General features: G+C 73.2%; 18 protein-coding genes. 9 read left to right on the top strand and 9 right to left on the bottom strand.

Annotated features, from left to right (window positions below; all coding sequences use genetic code 11):
- Window positions 1-320 precede the first annotated feature (320 nt).
- The gene (locus ACWGH4_RS14125; RefSeq protein ID WP_453459920.1) at window positions 321-677 is read right to left on the bottom strand and encodes an IclR family transcriptional regulator domain-containing protein; all 357 of its coding nucleotides are present in this window, start codon (window positions 675-677) and stop codon (window positions 321-323) included.
- Between the two features lie 63 nt (window positions 678-740).
- Here ACWGH4_RS14125 and ACWGH4_RS14120 point away from each other — a divergent pair, with 63 nt between their 5' ends.
- Genes ACWGH4_RS14120 through ACWGH4_RS14105 form a run of 4 tightly spaced genes read left to right on the top strand, consistent with a single transcriptional unit; the run spans window position 741 to window position 4,505 of the window.
- Window positions 741-983, top strand: coding sequence for a hypothetical protein (locus ACWGH4_RS14120; RefSeq protein WP_453459918.1), 243 nt, complete (start codon window positions 741-743; stop codon window positions 981-983).
- A complete protein-coding gene (locus tag ACWGH4_RS14115) occupies window positions 980-2,200 on the top strand; it encodes a lycopene cyclase family protein (RefSeq protein WP_453459915.1) in 1,221 nt (406 codons plus the stop codon). The genes ACWGH4_RS14120 and ACWGH4_RS14115 overlap by 4 nt, the downstream gene beginning before the upstream one ends.
- Entirely contained in the window at window positions 2,197-2,940 is a 744-nt protein-coding gene (locus tag ACWGH4_RS14110; protein WP_453459912.1) for a class I SAM-dependent methyltransferase, read from the top strand. The genes ACWGH4_RS14115 and ACWGH4_RS14110 overlap by 4 nt, the downstream gene beginning before the upstream one ends.
- Window positions 2,937-4,505, top strand: coding sequence for an FAD-dependent oxidoreductase (locus tag ACWGH4_RS14105; protein WP_453459909.1), 1,569 nt, complete (start codon window positions 2,937-2,939; stop codon window positions 4,503-4,505). The genes ACWGH4_RS14110 and ACWGH4_RS14105 overlap by 4 nt, the downstream gene beginning before the upstream one ends.
- Window positions 4,506-4,562: 57 nt before the next feature.
- On the opposite strand, the gene ACWGH4_RS14100 is transcribed toward ACWGH4_RS14105, so the two are convergent.
- The 5 genes from ACWGH4_RS14100 to ACWGH4_RS14080 all read right to left on the bottom strand — a co-directional run bounded on the left by ACWGH4_RS14100 (window position 4,563) and on the right by ACWGH4_RS14080 (window position 10,557).
- Window positions 4,563-5,570, bottom strand: a complete 1,008-nt coding sequence (locus tag ACWGH4_RS14100) for a DUF5914 domain-containing protein (protein ID WP_453459907.1) — start codon at window positions 5,568-5,570, stop codon at window positions 4,563-4,565.
- Entirely contained in the window at window positions 5,567-6,592 is a 1,026-nt protein-coding gene (locus tag ACWGH4_RS14095; protein ID WP_453459904.1) for a phytoene/squalene synthase family protein, read from the bottom strand. The genes ACWGH4_RS14100 and ACWGH4_RS14095 overlap by 4 nt, the downstream gene beginning before the upstream one ends.
- A gap of 9 nt (window positions 6,593-6,601) precedes the next feature.
- Window positions 6,602-8,083 (bottom strand): phytoene desaturase, encoded by a 1,482-nt coding sequence (locus ACWGH4_RS14090; protein ID WP_453459901.1) that lies wholly within the window; start codon window positions 8,081-8,083, stop codon window positions 6,602-6,604.
- Window positions 8,080-9,258, bottom strand: coding sequence for a polyprenyl synthetase family protein (locus ACWGH4_RS14085; RefSeq protein ID WP_453459898.1), 1,179 nt, complete (start codon window positions 9,256-9,258; stop codon window positions 8,080-8,082). The genes ACWGH4_RS14090 and ACWGH4_RS14085 overlap by 4 nt, the downstream gene beginning before the upstream one ends.
- 285 nt (window positions 9,259-9,543) lie before the next feature.
- Window positions 9,544-10,557, bottom strand: a complete 1,014-nt coding sequence (locus ACWGH4_RS14080) for a MerR family transcriptional regulator (protein ID WP_453459895.1) — start codon at window positions 10,555-10,557, stop codon at window positions 9,544-9,546.
- Between the two features lie 151 nt (window positions 10,558-10,708).
- Between ACWGH4_RS14080 and ACWGH4_RS14075 the strand changes: the two genes are divergently transcribed.
- The 3 genes from ACWGH4_RS14075 to ACWGH4_RS14065 all read left to right on the top strand — a co-directional run bounded on the left by ACWGH4_RS14075 (window position 10,709) and on the right by ACWGH4_RS14065 (window position 12,987).
- Window positions 10,709-11,314 (top strand): RNA polymerase sigma factor, encoded by a 606-nt coding sequence (locus ACWGH4_RS14075; protein WP_453459892.1) that lies wholly within the window; start codon window positions 10,709-10,711, stop codon window positions 11,312-11,314.
- Between the two features lie 184 nt (window positions 11,315-11,498).
- Entirely contained in the window at window positions 11,499-12,263 is a 765-nt protein-coding gene (locus ACWGH4_RS14070; protein WP_453459889.1) for an anti-sigma factor, read from the top strand.
- A 142-nt stretch (window positions 12,264-12,405) separates the two neighbouring features.
- On the top strand, window positions 12,406-12,987 hold the full coding sequence (locus ACWGH4_RS14065; RefSeq protein ID WP_453459887.1) for a fasciclin domain-containing protein: 582 nt from the start codon (window positions 12,406-12,408) through the stop codon (window positions 12,985-12,987).
- 153 nt (window positions 12,988-13,140) lie between these two features.
- Here the strand turns inward: ACWGH4_RS14065 and ACWGH4_RS14060 are convergent, their stop codons facing one another.
- Entirely contained in the window at window positions 13,141-14,046 is a 906-nt protein-coding gene (locus ACWGH4_RS14060) for an SDR family oxidoreductase (protein WP_453459884.1), read from the bottom strand.
- 171 nt (window positions 14,047-14,217) lie between these two features.
- A complete protein-coding gene (locus ACWGH4_RS14055) occupies window positions 14,218-14,712 on the bottom strand; it encodes an MSMEG_6728 family protein (RefSeq protein ID WP_453459881.1) in 495 nt (164 codons plus the stop codon).
- Window positions 14,713-15,219: 507 nt separating this feature from the next.
- Between ACWGH4_RS14055 and ACWGH4_RS14050 the strand changes: the two genes are divergently transcribed.
- Window positions 15,220-16,848 carry an IS200/IS605 family accessory protein TnpB-related protein gene (locus tag ACWGH4_RS14050; RefSeq protein ID WP_453459925.1) on the top strand — a complete coding sequence of 543 codons (1,629 nt, stop codon included), beginning with the start codon at window positions 15,220-15,222 and terminating at the stop codon, window positions 16,846-16,848.
- A 225-nt stretch (window positions 16,849-17,073) separates the two neighbouring features.
- Here ACWGH4_RS14050 and ACWGH4_RS14045 read toward each other — a convergent pair whose 3' ends face one another.
- On the bottom strand, window positions 17,074-17,529 hold the full coding sequence (locus ACWGH4_RS14045) for an NIPSNAP family protein (RefSeq protein WP_453459879.1): 456 nt from the start codon (window positions 17,527-17,529) through the stop codon (window positions 17,074-17,076).
- A gap of 133 nt (window positions 17,530-17,662) precedes the next feature.
- Between ACWGH4_RS14045 and ACWGH4_RS14040 the strand changes: the two genes are divergently transcribed.
- Window positions 17,663-18,025, top strand: coding sequence for a helix-turn-helix transcriptional regulator (locus tag ACWGH4_RS14040; RefSeq protein ID WP_453459922.1), 363 nt, complete (start codon window positions 17,663-17,665; stop codon window positions 18,023-18,025).
- Window positions 18,026-18,098 lie beyond the last annotated feature (73 nt).

Raw genomic sequence — 18,098 nt, 5'->3', positions numbered from 1 at the left:
CGCATGTACACCAGGGTGTTCGCCGTACCCAGGTCGATGCCTATGTCCCGGCTGTCACGGCCGCTCCGGCTGCGCGGGGCAGCCTTCGTCGTCTCGTCGCTCACTCGATATCCTCCCGAATCGTGATCTACCAGGGTCACACACTCGTTCGGTATGGAAGGGATAAATAGTCCCTGCGGTGGGTGGGCGAAGGGCCTGTCCGCCGTTGTCGTACCTCCTCCGTAGACCGACGCGGGGTGGCCCGGCGGTGGAGGGGGCCGGTGCTGAGCGCCGGCCGACCCCCCGCCTCACGTCGCCGGGGCGACCGGGAATGCGGGTGGTCAGGCGTCGGGGCCTGCGGCCGCGCCACCGCGCAACGCCTCTGAGATCCGCTCCGCGGTGGCCACCGCCCGGCCGGTGTAGGCCTCGCGGCGGGCGTCGTCGAGGCGGAACTCCGGGCAGGACAGGGAGAGGGCGGCCACCGTGCGGTCGTCGTCCCGGATGGCCGCCGAGACGGCCCATATGCCCTCGTCGATCTCGTCCTGGCTGACGGACCAGCCGCGCTTGACCGTGAGTTCGACGCCCTCCGGGAACTCCTCGCGCCCGTGCAGCGGCGGCACCGCGCCGGAATCGAGGGCCCGGTCGACACAGCGCTCCCGCTCGGCGGGCGACAGTCCGCATCCGGGGAAGCCGGACACGCGGAAGTCCGAGCGTGCCGAGGTGCGGCGGGCTCGCGACCCCGTCGCGGACAAGGAGCGGGCATGGACATCGCCGGGGTGCTTCGCCATGAACGGGGGAGAAGGGGCCACCGGGCCGCCGAGGCGTGGCAGGCACGTCGCACGGGTTTCGCCACGCGGGCCGTGTCGGGAAAACCGCCCGCGATGCCGCCGCCGGGCAGACTCGACGCAGCAGTGCACACGGTGATCGAAGCGATGGCAGGCGAGGCGCACATGGTGTCCGCGAAGGCCGACGGAACCCACGTCCTCGGCAAGGAGGGCGCATGAGGCACGCGCGGATCGCCACGGACGTCGTGATCGTCGGCGGCGGGGCGGCGGGGCTGTCCCTCGCGCATGCGCTGACGGCGCCCGGCGCCGCCCGCCCCGTCCCCGTGGCGCTGGTGGACACGTCGAGGCCGTCGCTGCGTCCGGCGGAGCGCACCTGGTGCTTCTGGCAGGAGGGCCCCGGCGACTTCGACGACGTCCAGGTCGCGTGCTGGCGGCGGCTGCGCGTCCGTGGCCGGGACGGTGAGGTCGTCGAGGGCGAACTCGGATCACTGCGCTACCGGATGCTCCGCTCGGACGCCTTCGAGGCCCTGGTCGGATCGCGGCTGGCCGCGCTTCCTCACGTGAGGCTGGTGGAGGCGACAGCGGAGACGGTGCGCAACGTGACCGGCGGTGCGGAAGCCCTGTGCGTCACGGCGCGAGGGGACCGCATCACGGTGCGGGGCCGGTACCTGTTCGACTCCCGCCCCGCCCCGTCGCTGCCCCCGGCCCGCAGCACCCTGCTGCAGCACTTCAGAGGCTGGTTCGTCCGCACCTCGGCTCCGGCCTTCGACGAGGAGGTCGTGGAGCTGATGGACTTCAGGGTCCCTCAGCCCGCCCGCGGGCTCGCGTTCGGATACGTCCTCCCGCTCGGCCCGAGGGACGCGCTCGTCGAGTACACCCAGTTCTCCAGGACCCCGCTGTCGCAACCGGAGTACGAGGCGGCCCTCGGGCAGTACACCCGCGACATCCTGTGCCTCGGGCCGTTCGAGGTGCGCTCCGTCGAAGCGGGTGTCATCCCGATGACGGACGCGCGGTTCGCCCGCCGGATCGGCCCCGCCGTGTACCGCATCGGCGCCGTGGGAGGCGCCACGAGGCCGGCGACCGGCTACACGTTCTCCGCCGTCCAGAGGCAGAGCAAGGCCGTCGCCGCCGCGCTGCGTGACGGCAAGGAGGCCCGGCTGCCGGCGCCCCACGGGCGCCGCGCCCTGGCCATGGACGCCGTGATGCTGCGCGCCCTGGACTCAGGACGCGTCAACGGCCCGGACTTCTTCACCCGGTTGTTCCGGCGCGTGCCCGCCGAACGGGTGCTGCGGTTCCTCGACGGCCGCAGCGCACTGTGGGAGGACGTGCTCCTCGGCTTCGCCACACCCGTCGGCCCCATGCTCCGTACCGCGGTGGAACTGCCCTTCCTGCCGCGGAAGCCCTTCCCGTCCACAAGCGAAGAGAGCACCGGATGACGCTGATGCGCGACGCGGATCTGGCGGAAGCCTTCGACCATGCCGCCGCCGGGTACGACCGACTCGTCGGCCTGAACGCCGGCTACCACGCGGACCTCAGACGTTCGGCACGGCGGCTTCGCCTGCCCGGCGGCGGGGCGGGCCGGCACATCCTCGACATGGGCTGCGGTACGGGAGCCTCGACGGCGGCCCTGCTGCGAGCCGCCCCGCTCGCCCGGATCACCGCCGTCGACGCCTCCGCGGGCATGCTCGAACGGGCAGCGGCCAAACGCTGGCCCGCCGGTGTGACCTTCGTGCATTCGCCGGTGGAGCGCCTGACCGCGGCCGGGGTCACCGGGCCCTTCGACGCGGTCTTCGCCGGCTACCTCTTCCGGAACGTGGCGGACCCCGACGCCGTGCTGGCCGCGGTCCACTCGGCTCTGCGCCCCGGCGGCAGACTCGCGGTCCACGAGTACTCCCTGAGCGGGTCGGCCGGACACCGGGCTCTCTGGTCGGCCGTGTGCCGGGCGGTCATCATCCCGGCCGGCACCGTCACCGGCGACAGGGACCTGTACCGCCACCTCCACCGCAGCGTGCTGGAGTTCGACACCGTGCCCGCCTTCGCCGCACGGCTCGGCGCCGCCGGATTCAGGGACGTCCGCGTGCTGCCGGTCCCCGGATGGCAGACCGGTATCGTCCACACGTTCCTGGGCCGTCGCGCCGAATCCGGCCCGGGGCGCGGGAAGGCAGGGGCCCGATGACCCGCTCCGGCGTCCGCGACGGGGCGGCTCCCCGCAGGGGGCGGGACCGGAAGGCGCAGGTGCTGACGGCGGCGCCGGGCCTGCGCCGGGTCCACGGACCGGCACCACGGGCAGCGGTCGTCGGAGCGGGCATCGCCGGACTGGCAGCCGCGACGGCGCTGGCCGAGAGGGGCGTCAGGGTCACGCTCCACGAGCGCGGACCGGGCCTCGGCGGCCGCCTCGCAGGCTGGCGGACCGAGCTCGCCGACGGCAGCCGGGTGACGATGAGCCGCGGCTTCCACGCCTTCTTCCGCCAGTACTACAACCTGCGCGGCCTGCTCCGCCGTGCGGACCCCTCGCTCTCCGTCCTCCGCCCGCTGCCGGACTACCCCTTGCGCCACCGCTCCGGGCTCACCGACAGCTTCGCCCATGTGCCCCGCACACCACCGTGGAGTGCGGTCGGGTTCGCCGCACTCAGCCCGACCTTCGGGTGGCGGGACCTCGCCGCCATGCGGCCGGGCGCCGCCCTCCCTCTCTTCGACGTGCGCGTGCCCGACGTGTACGAGCGGTTCGACACCGTCAGCGCAAAGGACTTCCTCGACACGGTCGGTTTCCCCCCGGCGGCGCACCACCTCGCGTTCGAGGTGTTCTCCCGCAGCTTCTTCTCCGATCCGCGGGAACTGTCCGCGGCCGAACTGCTGTTGATGTTCCACATCTATTTCCTCGGCTCCTCGGAGGGACTGCTCTTCGACGTGCCCGCCGATCCGTTCCCGCAGGCGCTCTGGGAGCCACTGGGCCGCCACCTCGAACGCTCGGGTGTGGACATCCGGACCGGCTCGCCCGTCGACTCCGTCCGTCCGTCGGGCGGCACGGCGCTGAGCGTCGACGCCGGCGGCGCCTCCACCGAGTACGACGCCGTCGTGCTCGCTCTGGACGTGACGGGCCTGAAGCGACTGGTCGAAGCGTCGCCGCGGCTGGGGAACGCGGCGTGGCGGGCCGGGATCGCGGCCCAGCGGACCGCGCCGCCCTTCCTGGTGTCCCGGCTGTGGCTCGACCGTCCCGTGGGCCGCTCCCGGCCCGGCTTCCTCGGCACCAGCGGCTACGACGGCCTGGACAACGTCAGCGTGCTGGACCGCTGGGAGAAGGAGGCGGGCCGCTGGGCGCGGCGCACCGGCGGCGCGGTCGTGGAACTGCACGGTTACGCGGTCGACGAGTCGGCCGACCGTCACGCCGTCGAACGGAAACTGCTGCGGCAGCTTCACGAGGTCTACCCGGAGACCGCCGGGGCCCGGGTCGTCGACGCCCGCCACGAATGGCGCGCGGACTGCCCACTGTTCCCCGTCAACGGCTACCCGTCCCGCCCGACGGTGCGCACGCCGCACCCCGCTCTGACGATGGCCGGCGACCTGGTCCGCACCGACCTCCCCGTCGCCCTCATGGAGCGTGCCGCCACCACCGGGTTCCTCGCCGCCAACTCGCTGCTGGCGCGCTGGGGCACGGCCGGTCACCCGCTGTGGACGGTGCCTCGCAGGGGACGTTCGCGACTGCTCCGGAGCATGGCCGCCCGGTTCGCGGACATCGACTGAGCCACCGGGTCCAGGGGCAGCGGGCCGGCGACCGGCAGGGCGGCCGAACCGACCGGATCAGCCCGGGAATCGGCCCGTGCCGCGCAGCAGCCGGCGCCGTTCCGCGTACGCGAGGTCGTCGCGCCACAGGCGCCCCGCCGCCCACCGCATCAGCGGCCGAAGCGCGGGGGCCGCCGCCCGTGCCACGGCGAACCCGCGCCGGTCGGACACGGCGACGACGGCTTCGATCACCGCCGTACGCGGACTGCCGTCAGGGCCGGGGCCCAGCGGCGTGGCGTGCGTCTCCACGACGGACGTCGCGCCCTCGCCCTCGGTGATGCGCATGACGACCGTGCGCGGTTCGGGCGCGGAGAACTCCGCCCGCACGGGAACGACCAGCCGACCGGCGAGCTTGAACGACACGTCGACGGTGAACGCGTCCTCGTCCGCGTCGCCGTCCGGGACCCGCACGACGGTCAGGTCCACGAAGGAGTACGGGTGGAACCAGGACCCGTGCCACGGGTCCAGGCGGTTGGCCACCACGTCCTCCGGCTCGCAGCGGCCCACGGCGGTGAACACGGCGTCGACAGTGCCGCCGCTCGGACGCGGCGGCACCACCGGCCGGTCGAGCGGCGGCTCCCCGCCGAGGTCGTCGAGACGCACCCAGCAGAGCACGCCGTCGTCGTGGGCGGGGTACGGGTCCCAGCCGGCGAACGGGCCTCCGTCCAGGGACAGTCCGTGCCAGTGGCAGACCAAGCTCCCGCACACGATCCGGCTGTCCCGCAGGGGCGCGCCGAGATGCGGACAGGCGCCCGGCCCGGCCCTCAGCTCGCCCGAGGCGGTGCGCCAGGCGACGACCTCCACCCCGCCGATCGTCCGCCCGAACGGGTGTCCCTCGCCGCCGACGTCCCGCGAGGCGCCGATGACGTACCAGTTGCCGGACGGCCTTGCCGCCGAGCGCTTCAGCGCGTCCGCGATGAGCGACGGCCTGGCCTCGCGCCATGTCGGTTCCTGCTGTTCCCAGCGGGTCCGGCGCCGCGACCGCACGGGCAGGCTGTACCGCCGCGGTCCCCGGGACCCCGTCATGCTCCGTACCTCCCGTGTCCCGTGGCAGGTGACCTCTGTGCCTGCGCGGCCGGCGGCGCCTTGACGGCGTGTCGCGGCGAGCGCCGGGGCGGTGGGCGCAGGCGCGCCGTCAGGATCCGCGCGAGTCCGTCCAGCGCCACGGCGGCGCGGCGCCTCCGTGGCACCACCGACCGCCGCTGCACCACGGCGTAGCCGTCGTCGGCGATGGCGTCGAGGATCCCGCCGTACAACGTGTACGCCGTCCGGATGCAGGGCCGGGCGCGCGGCTCGAGCATGTCGATGCCCGGTCGTGCCTCCCGGTAGACGCTCCGGGTGAGCTCGGCGGCGGCTTCGAGCGCGGCGCGGATCCTGGGGTCCGGCCTGCCGGTGGCGCGGCTCCACTCCAGCAGCGCGCGATCGGCACCGTGGGCGGCGAGCAGGTCCGCGGGCAGATAGACCCGCCCGCGGTCGAGGTCCTCGCCGACATCCCGCAGGAAGTTGGTGAGCTGGAACGCGACCCCCAGCGCGGCCGCGTGCGGTGCCGCCACCTCCTTCGGCACCACGGTGCCGAGCACCGGGAGCATCTGCAGGCCGATGACGGCGGCGGACCCGTGCATGTACGACCTGAGGTTTTCGTAGGTGGCGTAGTCGGTGACCGTGAGGTCGTCCCGCATGGAGGCCACGAAGTCCGCGAAGTGCTCGTGGGGGATGTCGTAGGACCTCGCCGTGTCGGCCACCGCCCGCACGACGGGTTCGCTGCTCCGGCCGGTGCGCAGCCCCGAAGCGAGTTCGCTCTCCAACCGCGCGAGCTGCCGGTCGCGCGCCTCAGGGGTGCGGGCGGAGGACAGGTCGTCCACGATGTCGTCGGCCCAGCGTGCGAAGCCGTACAGCGCGTGGACGGCCGGGCGCCGGTGGACCGGCAGCAGCCGGGTCGCGAGGAAGTAGGTCTTGCCGTGACGGGCGTTGAGCCGCCGGCAGTGCTGGTACGCCGCTCGCAGCCCCGGGTCCGAGATCCGCGCCGCGTCGAGTTCACGTCGTGTCATGAACGCCTCTCACTGTCCGCTGATCCGGGACGCCGCCAGCTTTCCGCTGACGAGCACCGTGGGTACGCCTACGCCCGGAGTCGTTCCGCAGCCCGCCAGTACGGCGTTCTCGACGCCGGCGACCAGGTTGCGCGGCCGGAACGGGCCGGTCTGCGCGAAGGTGTGGGCCGCGGAGAACGGTGTGCCCGCTGCGTGCCCCTGGGCCGTCCAGTCGGCCGGGGTGATCAGCCGCTCCTCCTCGATGGCGTCGCCGAACCCGTCCAGACCGCGCTTCTCCAGCAGGCTCACGATGCTGTCGCGGTATCGGGGGGCCAGGGAACGCCATGCGTCCGCCGACGGGCCGACGGTCGTGTTGGGGCAGGGCGCGAGCACGTAATGCAGATGCCGGCCCTCGGGCGCCAGCCGCGGCTCGTTGGCCGTGGGCCGGGTGATGAGCAGCGACGGGTCGCTCATCAGCCGCCCTGTGCGGGTGATCTCGTCGAACGTCCGCTCCCAGGCGTGTCCGAACGAGATGGTGTGGTGGTCCAGGCCCGGCCAGCTGCGGCGCGTGCCGGCGTGGAGGATCACCGCGGAGGGGGAGTGCGTCAGCCGTACCGGCCGTCGCGGTGTGCGTCCCAACAGGCGGTAGACGACGGGAAGATCGGGTGTGAGGACCACAGCGTCGCACGGCAGCCGGTCCCCGTCGCCGAGGCGCACGGAGGTGACGCGTCCGGCGGACATGGCGAGTCCCGTGACCTCGGTGCCGTAGCGGAACTCGGCTCCGGCGTCGCGGGCGGCGTCCGCCATCGCCACGGGCAGCGCGTGCATGCCGCCCTTGGGGAAGTACACGCCGGCGACGGTGTCCATGTAGGCGATGACGGCGTAGGCGGCGAGCGCCCGGGCGGGCGGCACGCCCGCGTAGAGCGACTGGAACGAGAAGACCCTGCGCAGTCTGGGGTCCTTGAGGTACCGGCCGATCTGCGCGTCCAGCCGGCCGAAGCCGCGCAGGGCGGCCAGCCGCGCCAGATCGGGGTGCAGCAGCTGGAAGGGCGAGTCGAAGTTGGTGTCGATGAACCGTCGCATCTGCGCTTCGTAGAGCGATCGCAGCCAGTGCCGGAGCCTTCGGTAACCGGCGGCCTCGGCCGGGCCCGCGAAGGCGCGGACCTCCTCGGCCATCGCCTCGCCGTCGGTGTGCACGTCGAGGCCCGATCCGTCGGCGAACTGCGCCCGGTAGGCGGGGTGCAGAGCGATGAGCTCGACCCGGTCCGCGAGCGAGTCGCCCACCGCGGCGAACGCCTCCTCGGCGAGGTGCGGCATCGTGAACACCGTCGGACCCGTGTCCAGGAGGTAGCCGCCCAGCCGCGCGCGCCCCGCCCGGCCGCCGGCCTGGTCCGACCTTTCCACCACGGTGACCTGGCGGCCGCTGCCCAGCAGGTGGAGCGCGGCGGCGAGGCCGGACAGCCCGGCACCGACGACGACCACGCGGTCGGTGCGACCCGGGACGGTTCTCATGGAGTGGCCTCCTCGTCCGGCGAGGCCGGCCCCGCCGCTGTGCGGATCAGACTGCCGAGCGCCGCGACCGCGGCGGGGTCACCGGGCAGCGCGGCCAGACGGCGTTCACTGAGGTGGACCAGCCGGCTGATCCTCGCTTCCACGACCCGCCGGGCGCCTGTGCTCTCCAGGGCGGCCCGTGCGTCCCGTACCTGAGCGTCCGTCAGCGTCGGGCCGGGCGCTCTCAGGGCCGCGGCGGCCGCCGCGGGCCCGGACTCGTCCGCCAGCCGCAGGGCGACGGCGCGCAGGTAGGTCAGCTTCTTGTCCCGCAGGTCGTCGTCGGCAGGCTTGCCCGTGCGCCGCGGATCGCCGAACACACCCAGGAGGTCGTCCCTGAGCTGGAAGGCGATGCCCGCGGGCCGGCCGGCCGACCGCAGGGCGTCCGTCGTACGGTCGGTGGCTCCGGCGAGGGCGGCGCCGAGCGCGAGGGGACGTTCGACGGTGTAGAGGGCGCTCTTGAGGCAGGCGATACGGACGGCCTGGTCCACCGCCGTGGAGCCGGTGGCCGCCGCGCGGATGTCGAGGTACTGGCCCGCGACCATCTCCGACCGCATGGCGCGCCATTCCCGCTGAAGGCGGGCGCCCTGCCCGGAGGCCAGCGCGGTGGCGGTCAGCAGATCGTCGGCCCAGGCGAGGGCCAGATCCCCGGCGAGGACGGCCCCGGCGGTCCCGAAGGACGCGGGGCACCCGGACATGCCTGCCGCGGAGTGCTGCTGCGCGAAATCCTCGTGGAGGGCGCGGGCGCCGCGGCGTGTCGGTGAGCGGTCCATGACGTCGTCGTGGACCACGGCACACGTCTGGATCAGCTCCAGCGCCGCTGCGACGCGGAGCACGTTCTCCGTCTCCGCGCCCTCGGCCGGGCCGCCGCAGGCCCGCCACCCCCACCAGAGGAACCGGGCCCGAAGACGCTTGCCGCCGCGCAGGGCGATGTCGCGCACGCGCCCGGCGACCTCCTCGGCGAACACCGCGTCGGTCCGCCGGGCGTCCTCCAGACGCTCGCCCAGATGATCCCGGAGAACGGCCTCCACGGCGTCGACCACGGGAGGGCCGGGCCGCTCCGAGGAGATGCCTCTGATGGGGCGGCCTTCGCCGCCGGTTGCGCCCATGTCGTCCTCGGTTGCCTGGATACCGAGCATGCGGCCCCCTCCCGGGCGTCGCCACTGTCTCGAACACCGCCACTTCCACCCCGAAGGCGTCCTTGGATGCGCTGAGTCGTCGGCCGCCCTCTGAGGGACGGCCGCGAGCCTGGTCGGCGGCCTTCCGTTCCGTGGTCCTGCGGCGCCGTTCCCGGAACGGAGCAGTCAGGTGCCTCGGGCGTCACGGCTGCTCCTCGCTCGGTGGTTGCCTCTCGCCAGGCAACCACCGAAGGCGGGGCACCGTCTCGTCAGGAGTGGGGGACGCTGCTCCGAACAGGGTCCTGCTCAGCGGCCGAGCACCGAGGCGACCGTGTCCACCGCCTCACGGAGCCCGAGCGGGTGCAGCGTTCCGGGCACGAGGGGCGCCGTCCATCCCGGGCCCACGGTCAGCACCGCCGGCTGCCGGCGTGCCCCCCTCACGCCCCAGGTCATGTGCGCGACGTGCTGGGCGAGCGGTCGGCTCGCCGTCGTCCGGGACTGTGCCCAGAGCGCGACGGCGCTCGGGCCGGTTCTGCGGACCGCCTCGATCAGGGCCTCGGCGGGCAGCGCGGCGCCGAACATGCGCACCGGCAGCCCCCGCTCGCCGAGGGCCGCTGCGAGGGCCTCCAGCGGCAGGGTGTGGTTCTCGCCGGGGACGCAGGCGAGCACGACGGGACCCGCGGTCGAGCCTTCGTCGGGGACGGCTCTGCGGCGGTGCAGGGCGCTGGAGACGTGCCACGACAGCAGGTGCTCCACCTCGACGTACTTCTCGCCCGAGCTCTCCCATTTGCGGCCGACGGCCCTCAGCGTCGGGACGACGACCTCCGTCCATGCCGCCACGATGCCGTGCTCGGCGATCACCGCTTCCAGCAGGCGGTCGACGGCGTGCGAGTCGAGGCGCAGCGCCGCGCGGGCGAGCCCTTTGCACTCCACCCGGGCGTCCCCCAGCTGCAGCCCGCTTCCGGCACGGCGGCGTGCCGTGGAACGCGGCGGGGCCGGACCGTCGGGGCCGGGAACGCTCGGCCCGCCGTCGGCGCCGGGGGACTTCGTCTCCGCCGCGGTAGGTGTCTCCGCGCGAGCGACGCGAGCGGCCTCGGCCGGTGGCAGGCCCGCGTTGGTGAGGGCGCACATGCGCTCGAGGAGCGCCAGGTCGGCGGCGGTCCACCGCCGGTGCCTGCCTCCCTCGTGCGCGGCCGGCCCGATGCCGTACCGCTGGTCCCAGGAGCGCAGCGTGGTGGGCGCGACGCCGAAGCGACGCGCCACCGCGCCGGTGGTGAGACCGGCGTCCGTTCCCCGGCGCGAGTCGTTCGTACGGTTCACACGGCCAGCATACGACGCACAAACGACGCATGTTGCTTGCGTCGTTTCGCGCGTCGAACACTGGGCCCGTCACGCAAACGCGTGAACCACCAGGTCACCGGACCGTATCGGGGCCGCCGCGGTACGCACGGTCCGACGGAGGGAGCGCACCATGAGTGCAACGCCGGTGAAGGTGCCTGCGAGCACCCTGTACGCACCCGTCGAGGAGACGAGGGAGTCCGAGCGGCTCGCCCAGGGGCTGCGGCTCGGCGACGAGCAGGCGTTCGCCGCGATCTACCGCAGGTGGGGGGCCATGGTGCACACCATGGCCACTCGCTCCCTGGGTGATGCCAAGGAGGCCGAGGACGTCACCCAGCAGGTCTTCCTCGCGGCATGGCGCGGGCGGGCGGGCTTCCGCCCGGAGCGTGGACCGCTGGGCGCCTGGCTGGTCGGCATAACCCGTCGCAAGGTCATCGACGCGCTGGCGGCACGCACGCGCAGGGCCCGGATCGCCGGCGCCGCCGCGGCCGGGATGCCGGCCGCGGAACCGCGGGAGACGACCCCGGAGGCGGTCCTCGACCGGGTGCTCGTCGCGGACGAGCTGCGCAGACTGCCTCCGGCGCAACGGGAGATCCTCGCCCTGGCCTTCTACGGCGACCTCACACAGGTCCAGATCGCGCGGCGTACGGGCATGCCGCTGGGAACGGTGAAGAGTCACGCCCGGCGCGGAATGCACCTGCTGCGCCGCCGTGTCGAGGAGGCCCGTCTCCGGTACTGACAGCCGCACCGGGCCACGGCTCGGGCAGGAACCCGGCCTCGTCCGTGTCCGCCGGGTCCGGTGGCATCCGCCTGCGGGCGCGGGAGCGAAGTGGCGGTGTGCCTTCTGTGTGCACAGGCCGCCGCCTCCGCCCCACGACCAGGGCGGGGCGCGGTTCAGGTGAACAGCGCGGGAGGAGGATCGGGTGGCTGACCACGTCGACCCCGCCGACCTGGCCGAGATGGCGCTGGACCACGGCCTGGAAGCGAACTCCGCACGCTTGGCCGGACAGCGCCTGCACCTCGCGGTGTGCTCGGAGTGCCGACGCGAACTCGAGGCGCTGCGCGCAGTGGTTCGCGCCGCGCGTTCCGCCGGTCCCGGCGATCCGATGACAAAACCGCCCGACCGGGTGTGGCGTTCGATCCGGCGTGAACTGAAGGCCGCTGATCTCCCTCCGGGAGCCGATTCCTGCGAGCCACGGGCCGCACCTACCGGGACCTCCTCGCGACGGCCCCTGTGGGGCGGTCGTAGTCCCTCCCGTGCGCTTGCCGCTCTCGCCCTCGCCGTAGGGCTCGCCACCGGCGGCGGCGTCGCATGGTGGCAGGCGCACGAGAGCCGGCCTCAGGCGTTGCAGAGCGCGGGTGCGCCGCACCGCCTCGCCCCCCGGCCCGGCCACAGCGCCTTCGGGACCGTCCTGCTCGCCGACAGCTCCGACGAGGGCCGGGTGCTGCAGATCACCGTGCACGCCCTGCCGGACACCGACGGCTACTTCGAGGTGTGGCTCACGGACCCCTCCGGGAGCCGGTTCGTCCCCGTCGGCGCACTGGGCCAGGACGGCCGAGCCACCCTGCCCGTGCCCGACGGGGTCGACCTGCTTTCGTACCCGGTGGTGGAGGTCTCCGACCAGGCGTACGACGGGAACCCGGCGCACTCGGGACGCAGTGTTGTGCGCGGCGCCCTCGTCGGCTGATGCGGCGATCGGAGCGGCCGACGAAAATTGTCAGGAAACAGTCCGTTCGTAAGGCATCCGTGGAATGTCCAAAGGCCGAAGAGACTGATGTGACGGGCAGCGGCAAGAGCCCGTCGCTCCTCCCCAGCAAAGGTGAAATCCTATGAACACCAACCGCTTCAGGAGTGCTGCTCTCGCCGGTGCCGCCGGCCTCCTGCTTCCCCTCGGCCTCGTCGCCCTCGCCCCGGTCGCCCAGGCCGAAGGTACGGGCGAGCCGTTCGGTCCCGCCTGCGCCTCTCTGCCTACGAGCGGTCCGGGCAGCCCCGCCGAAATGGCGGGCCAGCCGGTCGCCACCGCGGCGGCGAGCAACCCGGAACTGTCCACGCTCGCGACGGCCGTGGAGAAGGCTGGACTGGTCGACACGCTCAACAACGCCCAGAACATCACGGTGTTCGCGCCGACCAACGACGCGTTCGAGAAGATCCCGAAGGCGGATCTCGACGCCATTCTCAACGACAAGGCCACACTGACGAACCTGCTCACCTACCACGTGGTGGAGGAGAAGGTGACGGTCGACAAGCTGCCGAACGGCACCTTCACGACCATGCAGGGCGGCCAGTTGACGACTTCCGGGTCCGGGGACCGGTTCAAGGTGAACGACTCGGCCTCGATCGTCTGCGGTGACGTGAAGACGAAGAACGCGACCGTCCACCTGATCGACTCCGTGCTGATACCGCCCTCCTGATCCCGGTCCGGCGGCGAGTCCTGCCGGTGCTGTCGCCGCATCGCGACCGCACCGGCAGCGGCATTCACGGGCACGGCGTCCCCGCGGCGGGCGACCGGTCAGAAGACAGTCGTGGACAGGGCGCCGCCGCCCGGAGCCCCACGGTGGCTGCGGTCAGCGGTCCGGTGTCCGGGCGGCCGCCCGGTTGCGTCCGTCGGTGTCCGCTCGTCCGCCGGCTCCCAGCAGTCCCGTCGCCTCGAAGGCGGTCCTCCGCTGCAGGCGCGGAAGTTCCCGCTTCGACACGAAGGTGACCACCGGGGGCATCGCGGCGCGGACGGCCTGCGTGGCACGGAGCCAGGCCGGGGCGTACACGGCCGCGCTACGCCGCTCGACGGCCCGCACCATACGGGCGGCCACCGTCTCGACCGGATAGACCTTCCTCGCGGGCCTCGGCATGTGCGCCCGCAGTTCCCGCAGCACCGGATGAGCGTCCGCGTCGCGGATCATGTCGGTGTCGGTCCAGTTCAGGTAGGCGATGCCCACGTCGATGCCCTCGTGCGCCACCTCGGCCCGCAGTGAGTGGGCGAACGACTCGACGCCGGCCTTGGAGGCGCAGTACGCGCTCATCAGCGGGGACGCGCCGATCGAAGCGAGTGAGGCGATCTGCAGGTAGTAGCCGCGGGAGGCGCGGAGATCGGCCAGGAACACGCGGGCGGTGCCGGCACTCCCGACGAGGTTCACCTCGATCACCCGCCGCCAGAGCGCGGGGTCGGACTCCGCGAAGGGACCGCCTTCGGCCACTCCGGCGTTCGCGACGACGACGGAGGCGGGGCCCAGGCGGTCCCGTACGTCGGCGGCCACCCGACGCATCGCGTCGTCGTCGGTCACGTCGACCTCCCAGCACCGGGCAGGTCCGGGGATCGTTTCCCGGACATCCGCGAGGGCCGACTCCTCCCGGCCGAGGAGGGCGACCGTGGCTCCGCGCCGGGCGAACTCCCTGGCCATCGCCGCGCCCAGTCCCCGGGCGGCGCCGGTCACGACGGCGGTGCGGCCTTGCAGAGGACGTACTGAGCCACTCACGTGGTCCTCCTCGGTGAGGAAGGTGCCACCGGAGCGGCGGTTCGCGCCGCGTGGTCCGGCGAGCCGTTCTCTCACCATAGGCACCGGAGCGGAGGCCCGCCGGTCCACGGCCGGGCACCGCTCGGGGCCACCCGTGCGGGGTGGATCCGACAGAGGTCGCGGGCGGTGCCGTCACCCGGCGCGGCCCCGGCGCTGCTCCGGGTCGCGGTCGGACGTCGGCCAGACATAGGGCAGATCGTCGGGCACCGCCGGGAACCGGTCCCGGTAGAACTCCGGGTACTTCCGCACCAGGGCCGACCGGTGGCTGCGATGAAAGTCCCGGTCGCCGAACCAGGGCGGGAGGTCGCCGTCCGCCGCGAGACGCCGCTGCGACCGCACGGCCACGACTTCGGGGTGGCGGACCCGCAAGTCGTGGACCAGAGTCACCGCGCAGGTGTCGGAGCGTCCCTCGGCCGTCCACACACGGCAGATGTCCAGTCCGTACCGTACGAGCGCCTCCTCGTAACCGGCCCACATCCGGACAGCCGGGTGTCTGCGCCAGCCGTATCCGGGCACGGTCAGACCCCGAAGCACCTGCAACGCCTCGACCCGCTGTTTGCCGAGCCGTCGGAGGTCCAGCGCCGCGGCGGATGCCAAGAAGTCCGGAAACGGGAGGAAAGTCTGCATGCGTCCTCCATACCCGCGGGGGCGCCTCCCTCTCGCTGTCCGTCGGGACCGCCGTGACCACGTCCGCGCCGGAGCCGGACCGTACCGGGCAGGACGGCGTGATCCTTCACGGCCGCCGCCCCTGCCCGTTGCGCCGGAGGCTCAGCCCTTGGGTCCGTCGGCGCGGGACAGCGCGCTCGGCCACCAGGCACGCGGGCCGCTTGTGGAGGGACCGTTGGGCGGGCGTGTGGACGTTCAGGTACAGGCAGTCCTCGCTGGGCGTGCCGGGCCCCGCGAGGTCCCCCCAGGGGCTGGATGCGGCACCCTGCATACAGGGGTCGTGAACTGCTGCTGTTTGACTTCGTATGAGTGAGTTCTGCCGTGTACGGGTGAGTTGTTGTGGGCTGTGGTGGGTGAGGGCTCGCGGGGCGGATGGGGGTTCGTTTGTCGAATGGGTGACCTTTGTGGGTTGTGGTCGTTGGGGGTGGTGGCGGGTGTGTGTGGTCCGGTGCGGAGGGGGTGGACACTGTGGGCGGTCTGCGGGAGTTGGCGGTGCCGTTCGTGGTGACCGGACCTTCGGGTGTGGCAGTGCGTACGCGGCTCAAGGGCCTGACGGCCGGGGACGAGGAGGTGTTGCGTCTGGTGGGTGCGCATCTCGGGTCGCTGGCCTCGAAGGATCTCAAAGCGCGGTGCATGGACGGCCTGGAGCACGGCAGCGGGTCGTGGGCGGTCCGGAAGCGCGGCCTGACGGGTGTGTCGTCGTCGCGGTGGGCGGGGTCGATCACGAAGGCCACGCACGATCAGTGGGCACTGGCCCGGCGCGGCCAGGCCGCGCACATCCACAGCCTTGAAACCGGTGTCAGGACGATCCGGCATCGGTTGTCGCTGCCGGTCGGACACAAGGGCACGAAGCGTGCCGCGGGTGGTTACCGTTCGCGGCGGGAGTGGCATGCCAAGGCCCGGCGCCTGCGGGTGCTGGAGACCCGGCTGGAGCGGGTGCGGGCCGAGCGGGACGCCGGTCGGGTGCGTGTGGTGCGGGGCGGCAGAGTTCTGGCCCGTACCCGTCACCATCTTGCCGAGGCGGGACTGACCGCAGCCCAGTGGCGCCGGCGGTGGGAGGCCGAGCGCTGGTTCCTTACGGCGGACGGTGAGTCGGGCAAGAGGTTCGGCAACGAGACGATCCGCATCACCCCCGACGGCGAGGTGTCGATCAAACTCCCGGCACCCCTGGCACATCTGGCAAACGCTGCGCACGGCCGGTACGTCCTCGCCACGAAGGCCTCCTTCGCGCACCGGGGCAGCGAGTGGGCGGACCGGGTGGTCGCGAACCGGGCGGTGGCCTACCGCATCCACCACGACACCGGACGCGGACGCTGGTATCTGACCGCGTCCTGGCAGATCCCGCCGTCGCAGGCCGTGCCGCTCCAAGCCGCCCTCGCCCAGGGTGTGATCGGGGTGGACATGAATGCCGACCACCTCGCCGCCTGGCGGCTGGACACCCACGGCAACCCGTGCGGTGAACCCCGACGCTTCTTCTACGAGTTGACCGGCACCGCCCCACACCGCGACGCCCAGGTACGGCACGCCCTCACCCGGCTCCTGCACTGGGCCAAGGCCTGCGGCGTGAGAGCGATCGCGGTCGAGGACCTCGACTTCCAGGCCGAGAAGACCAGGGAGAAGCACGGCGGCAGGAAACGGTTTCGGCAAGTGATCTCCGGCATGCCCACCGGACGGCTGCGTGCCCGGCTCGTCTCCATGGCCGACCGGACGGGTATGACGATCATCGCCGTGGACCCGGCCTACACCAGCAAGTGGGGGGCCCAGCACTGGCAGAAGCCGATGGCCGGCCCCCACCGCAAGACCAGCCGTCATGATGCGGCGAGCATCGCGATCGGCAGGCGCGCCCAGGGGCACCCGATCCGGCGACGGACGACACCGCCCCCGCACGACCAGAGCGATCGTGCGGGGCATCGGACCGTCCAGGCCGGCCCGGGCGCCCTCGGGCGTGAGGAACCCCGCCCCCGCATCCCCGGACCACGCACACGATGCGTGCCCCCGGACGCGGAACGAAAGCGGGCAACCAGTGCGTCCAAAACCGTTCGGGACGCGCCAGTCGCACAGGTCTGGGTCCAAAACTCACTCCTGCTCACTGAATAGGAACGGTTGCCCGGTGTGGTGGCGTCCCGCACGCCGGGCCAACGCCCGGGCGGGGACGGCGGCTTCCACCTGCACCTCCGTACGGAAGGGGGCGGAAACTGCCCAGGCAGTCTCGCCGCGGACCGCGCACCCGGCATCGTGCAAATCACCGGTCTCCGCCGTGGCTTCGGGTCGCGGCCGTACGGGGCCGGCGGGCAGCCGTCGTGTCCGACGTGTCGGTGCAGGTCAGGAGATGAGCGAGCGGGCGGTGGGAGCCAGCCGCAGCGTCCGGGGAGCCGCGGTCTGTTCCCGCTCGATGCCCGGCAGGACCTCGTCCCGCGCGCGGGGATGGGCCCGTACGGCGGCGACGTGCCGGCGACAGGCGCTCTCGTCGGGGTACGAGGAGAAGACCGCGACGACGTTGGTCCCGGTGTGGACCGGCAGCCTGGCGAACGGGTTGGGCGCCGTCTCTGTGGTCCGGACGGCGAGCGGCGCGGGTCCCGTCTCGTGGAGCACGGGCAGGAGACCGTCCCGGACGAGTGCGATGCCGTCCTCCGTGCCCGGAGGGAAGAACCGGACGGTGGCGGTCACGAACCGGTCCGGCGCCGGAGCGCCGGCCGGGGGCCGCCGGGACGACGGGACGGTGAACCCGGTGCCGGGGCACAGGGGACGCAGCAGGTGGACGTCGTCCGAGTCGACCATCGTGGCGTTCGCCCGGGGGCCGTGCTCGGCCCAGACGGGGCCGCCGTAGAAGGCCGTCAGCGCGCGGTGGCGTGCCGCCGCCGGGCGGAGCCGGACCGCGACCTACCGGGTCACCCAGGTCCTCGACGCGACGCTGAGCGACGAGCGGTTCGACCGGCCGGCGGACTTCGACCTGGGCACGTACTGGGCGGCCTACCTCGCCGGCTTCGAGGCCCGCCGCTACACCGGCACGGCCACCATCCGTCTGTCCCCGCGAGGACGCCTGCGCCTGCCCGACAACGTCCCGCCGGAGGTGGTGCAGTCGGTCGACTCCACCGCGACGGCCGCGGACGACGACGGATGGATCGAGGCGGTCGTCCCGATCGAGAGCACCGGGCACGCGTGCGGTGAGCTGCTGCGTCTCGGCACCGACGTCGAGGTCGTCGCGCCGGCCGAACTCCGCGAGGCGATGGCCACCACGGTGGCCGCACTCGCCCGGGCCTACGGGGTCGCCTGACGCCGGAAACATCCGGCGGGAGCCGGGCGGCCCGGGCGGAAGCTCCCTCGACAGGAACGGGCCGGTCCCGGCG

It is taken from the genome of Streptomyces sp. NPDC054847, from assembly GCF_053610925.1.
The sequence above is the reverse complement of the archived record's forward strand: the minus strand, read 5'-3'. Positions and strand labels throughout refer to the sequence as shown.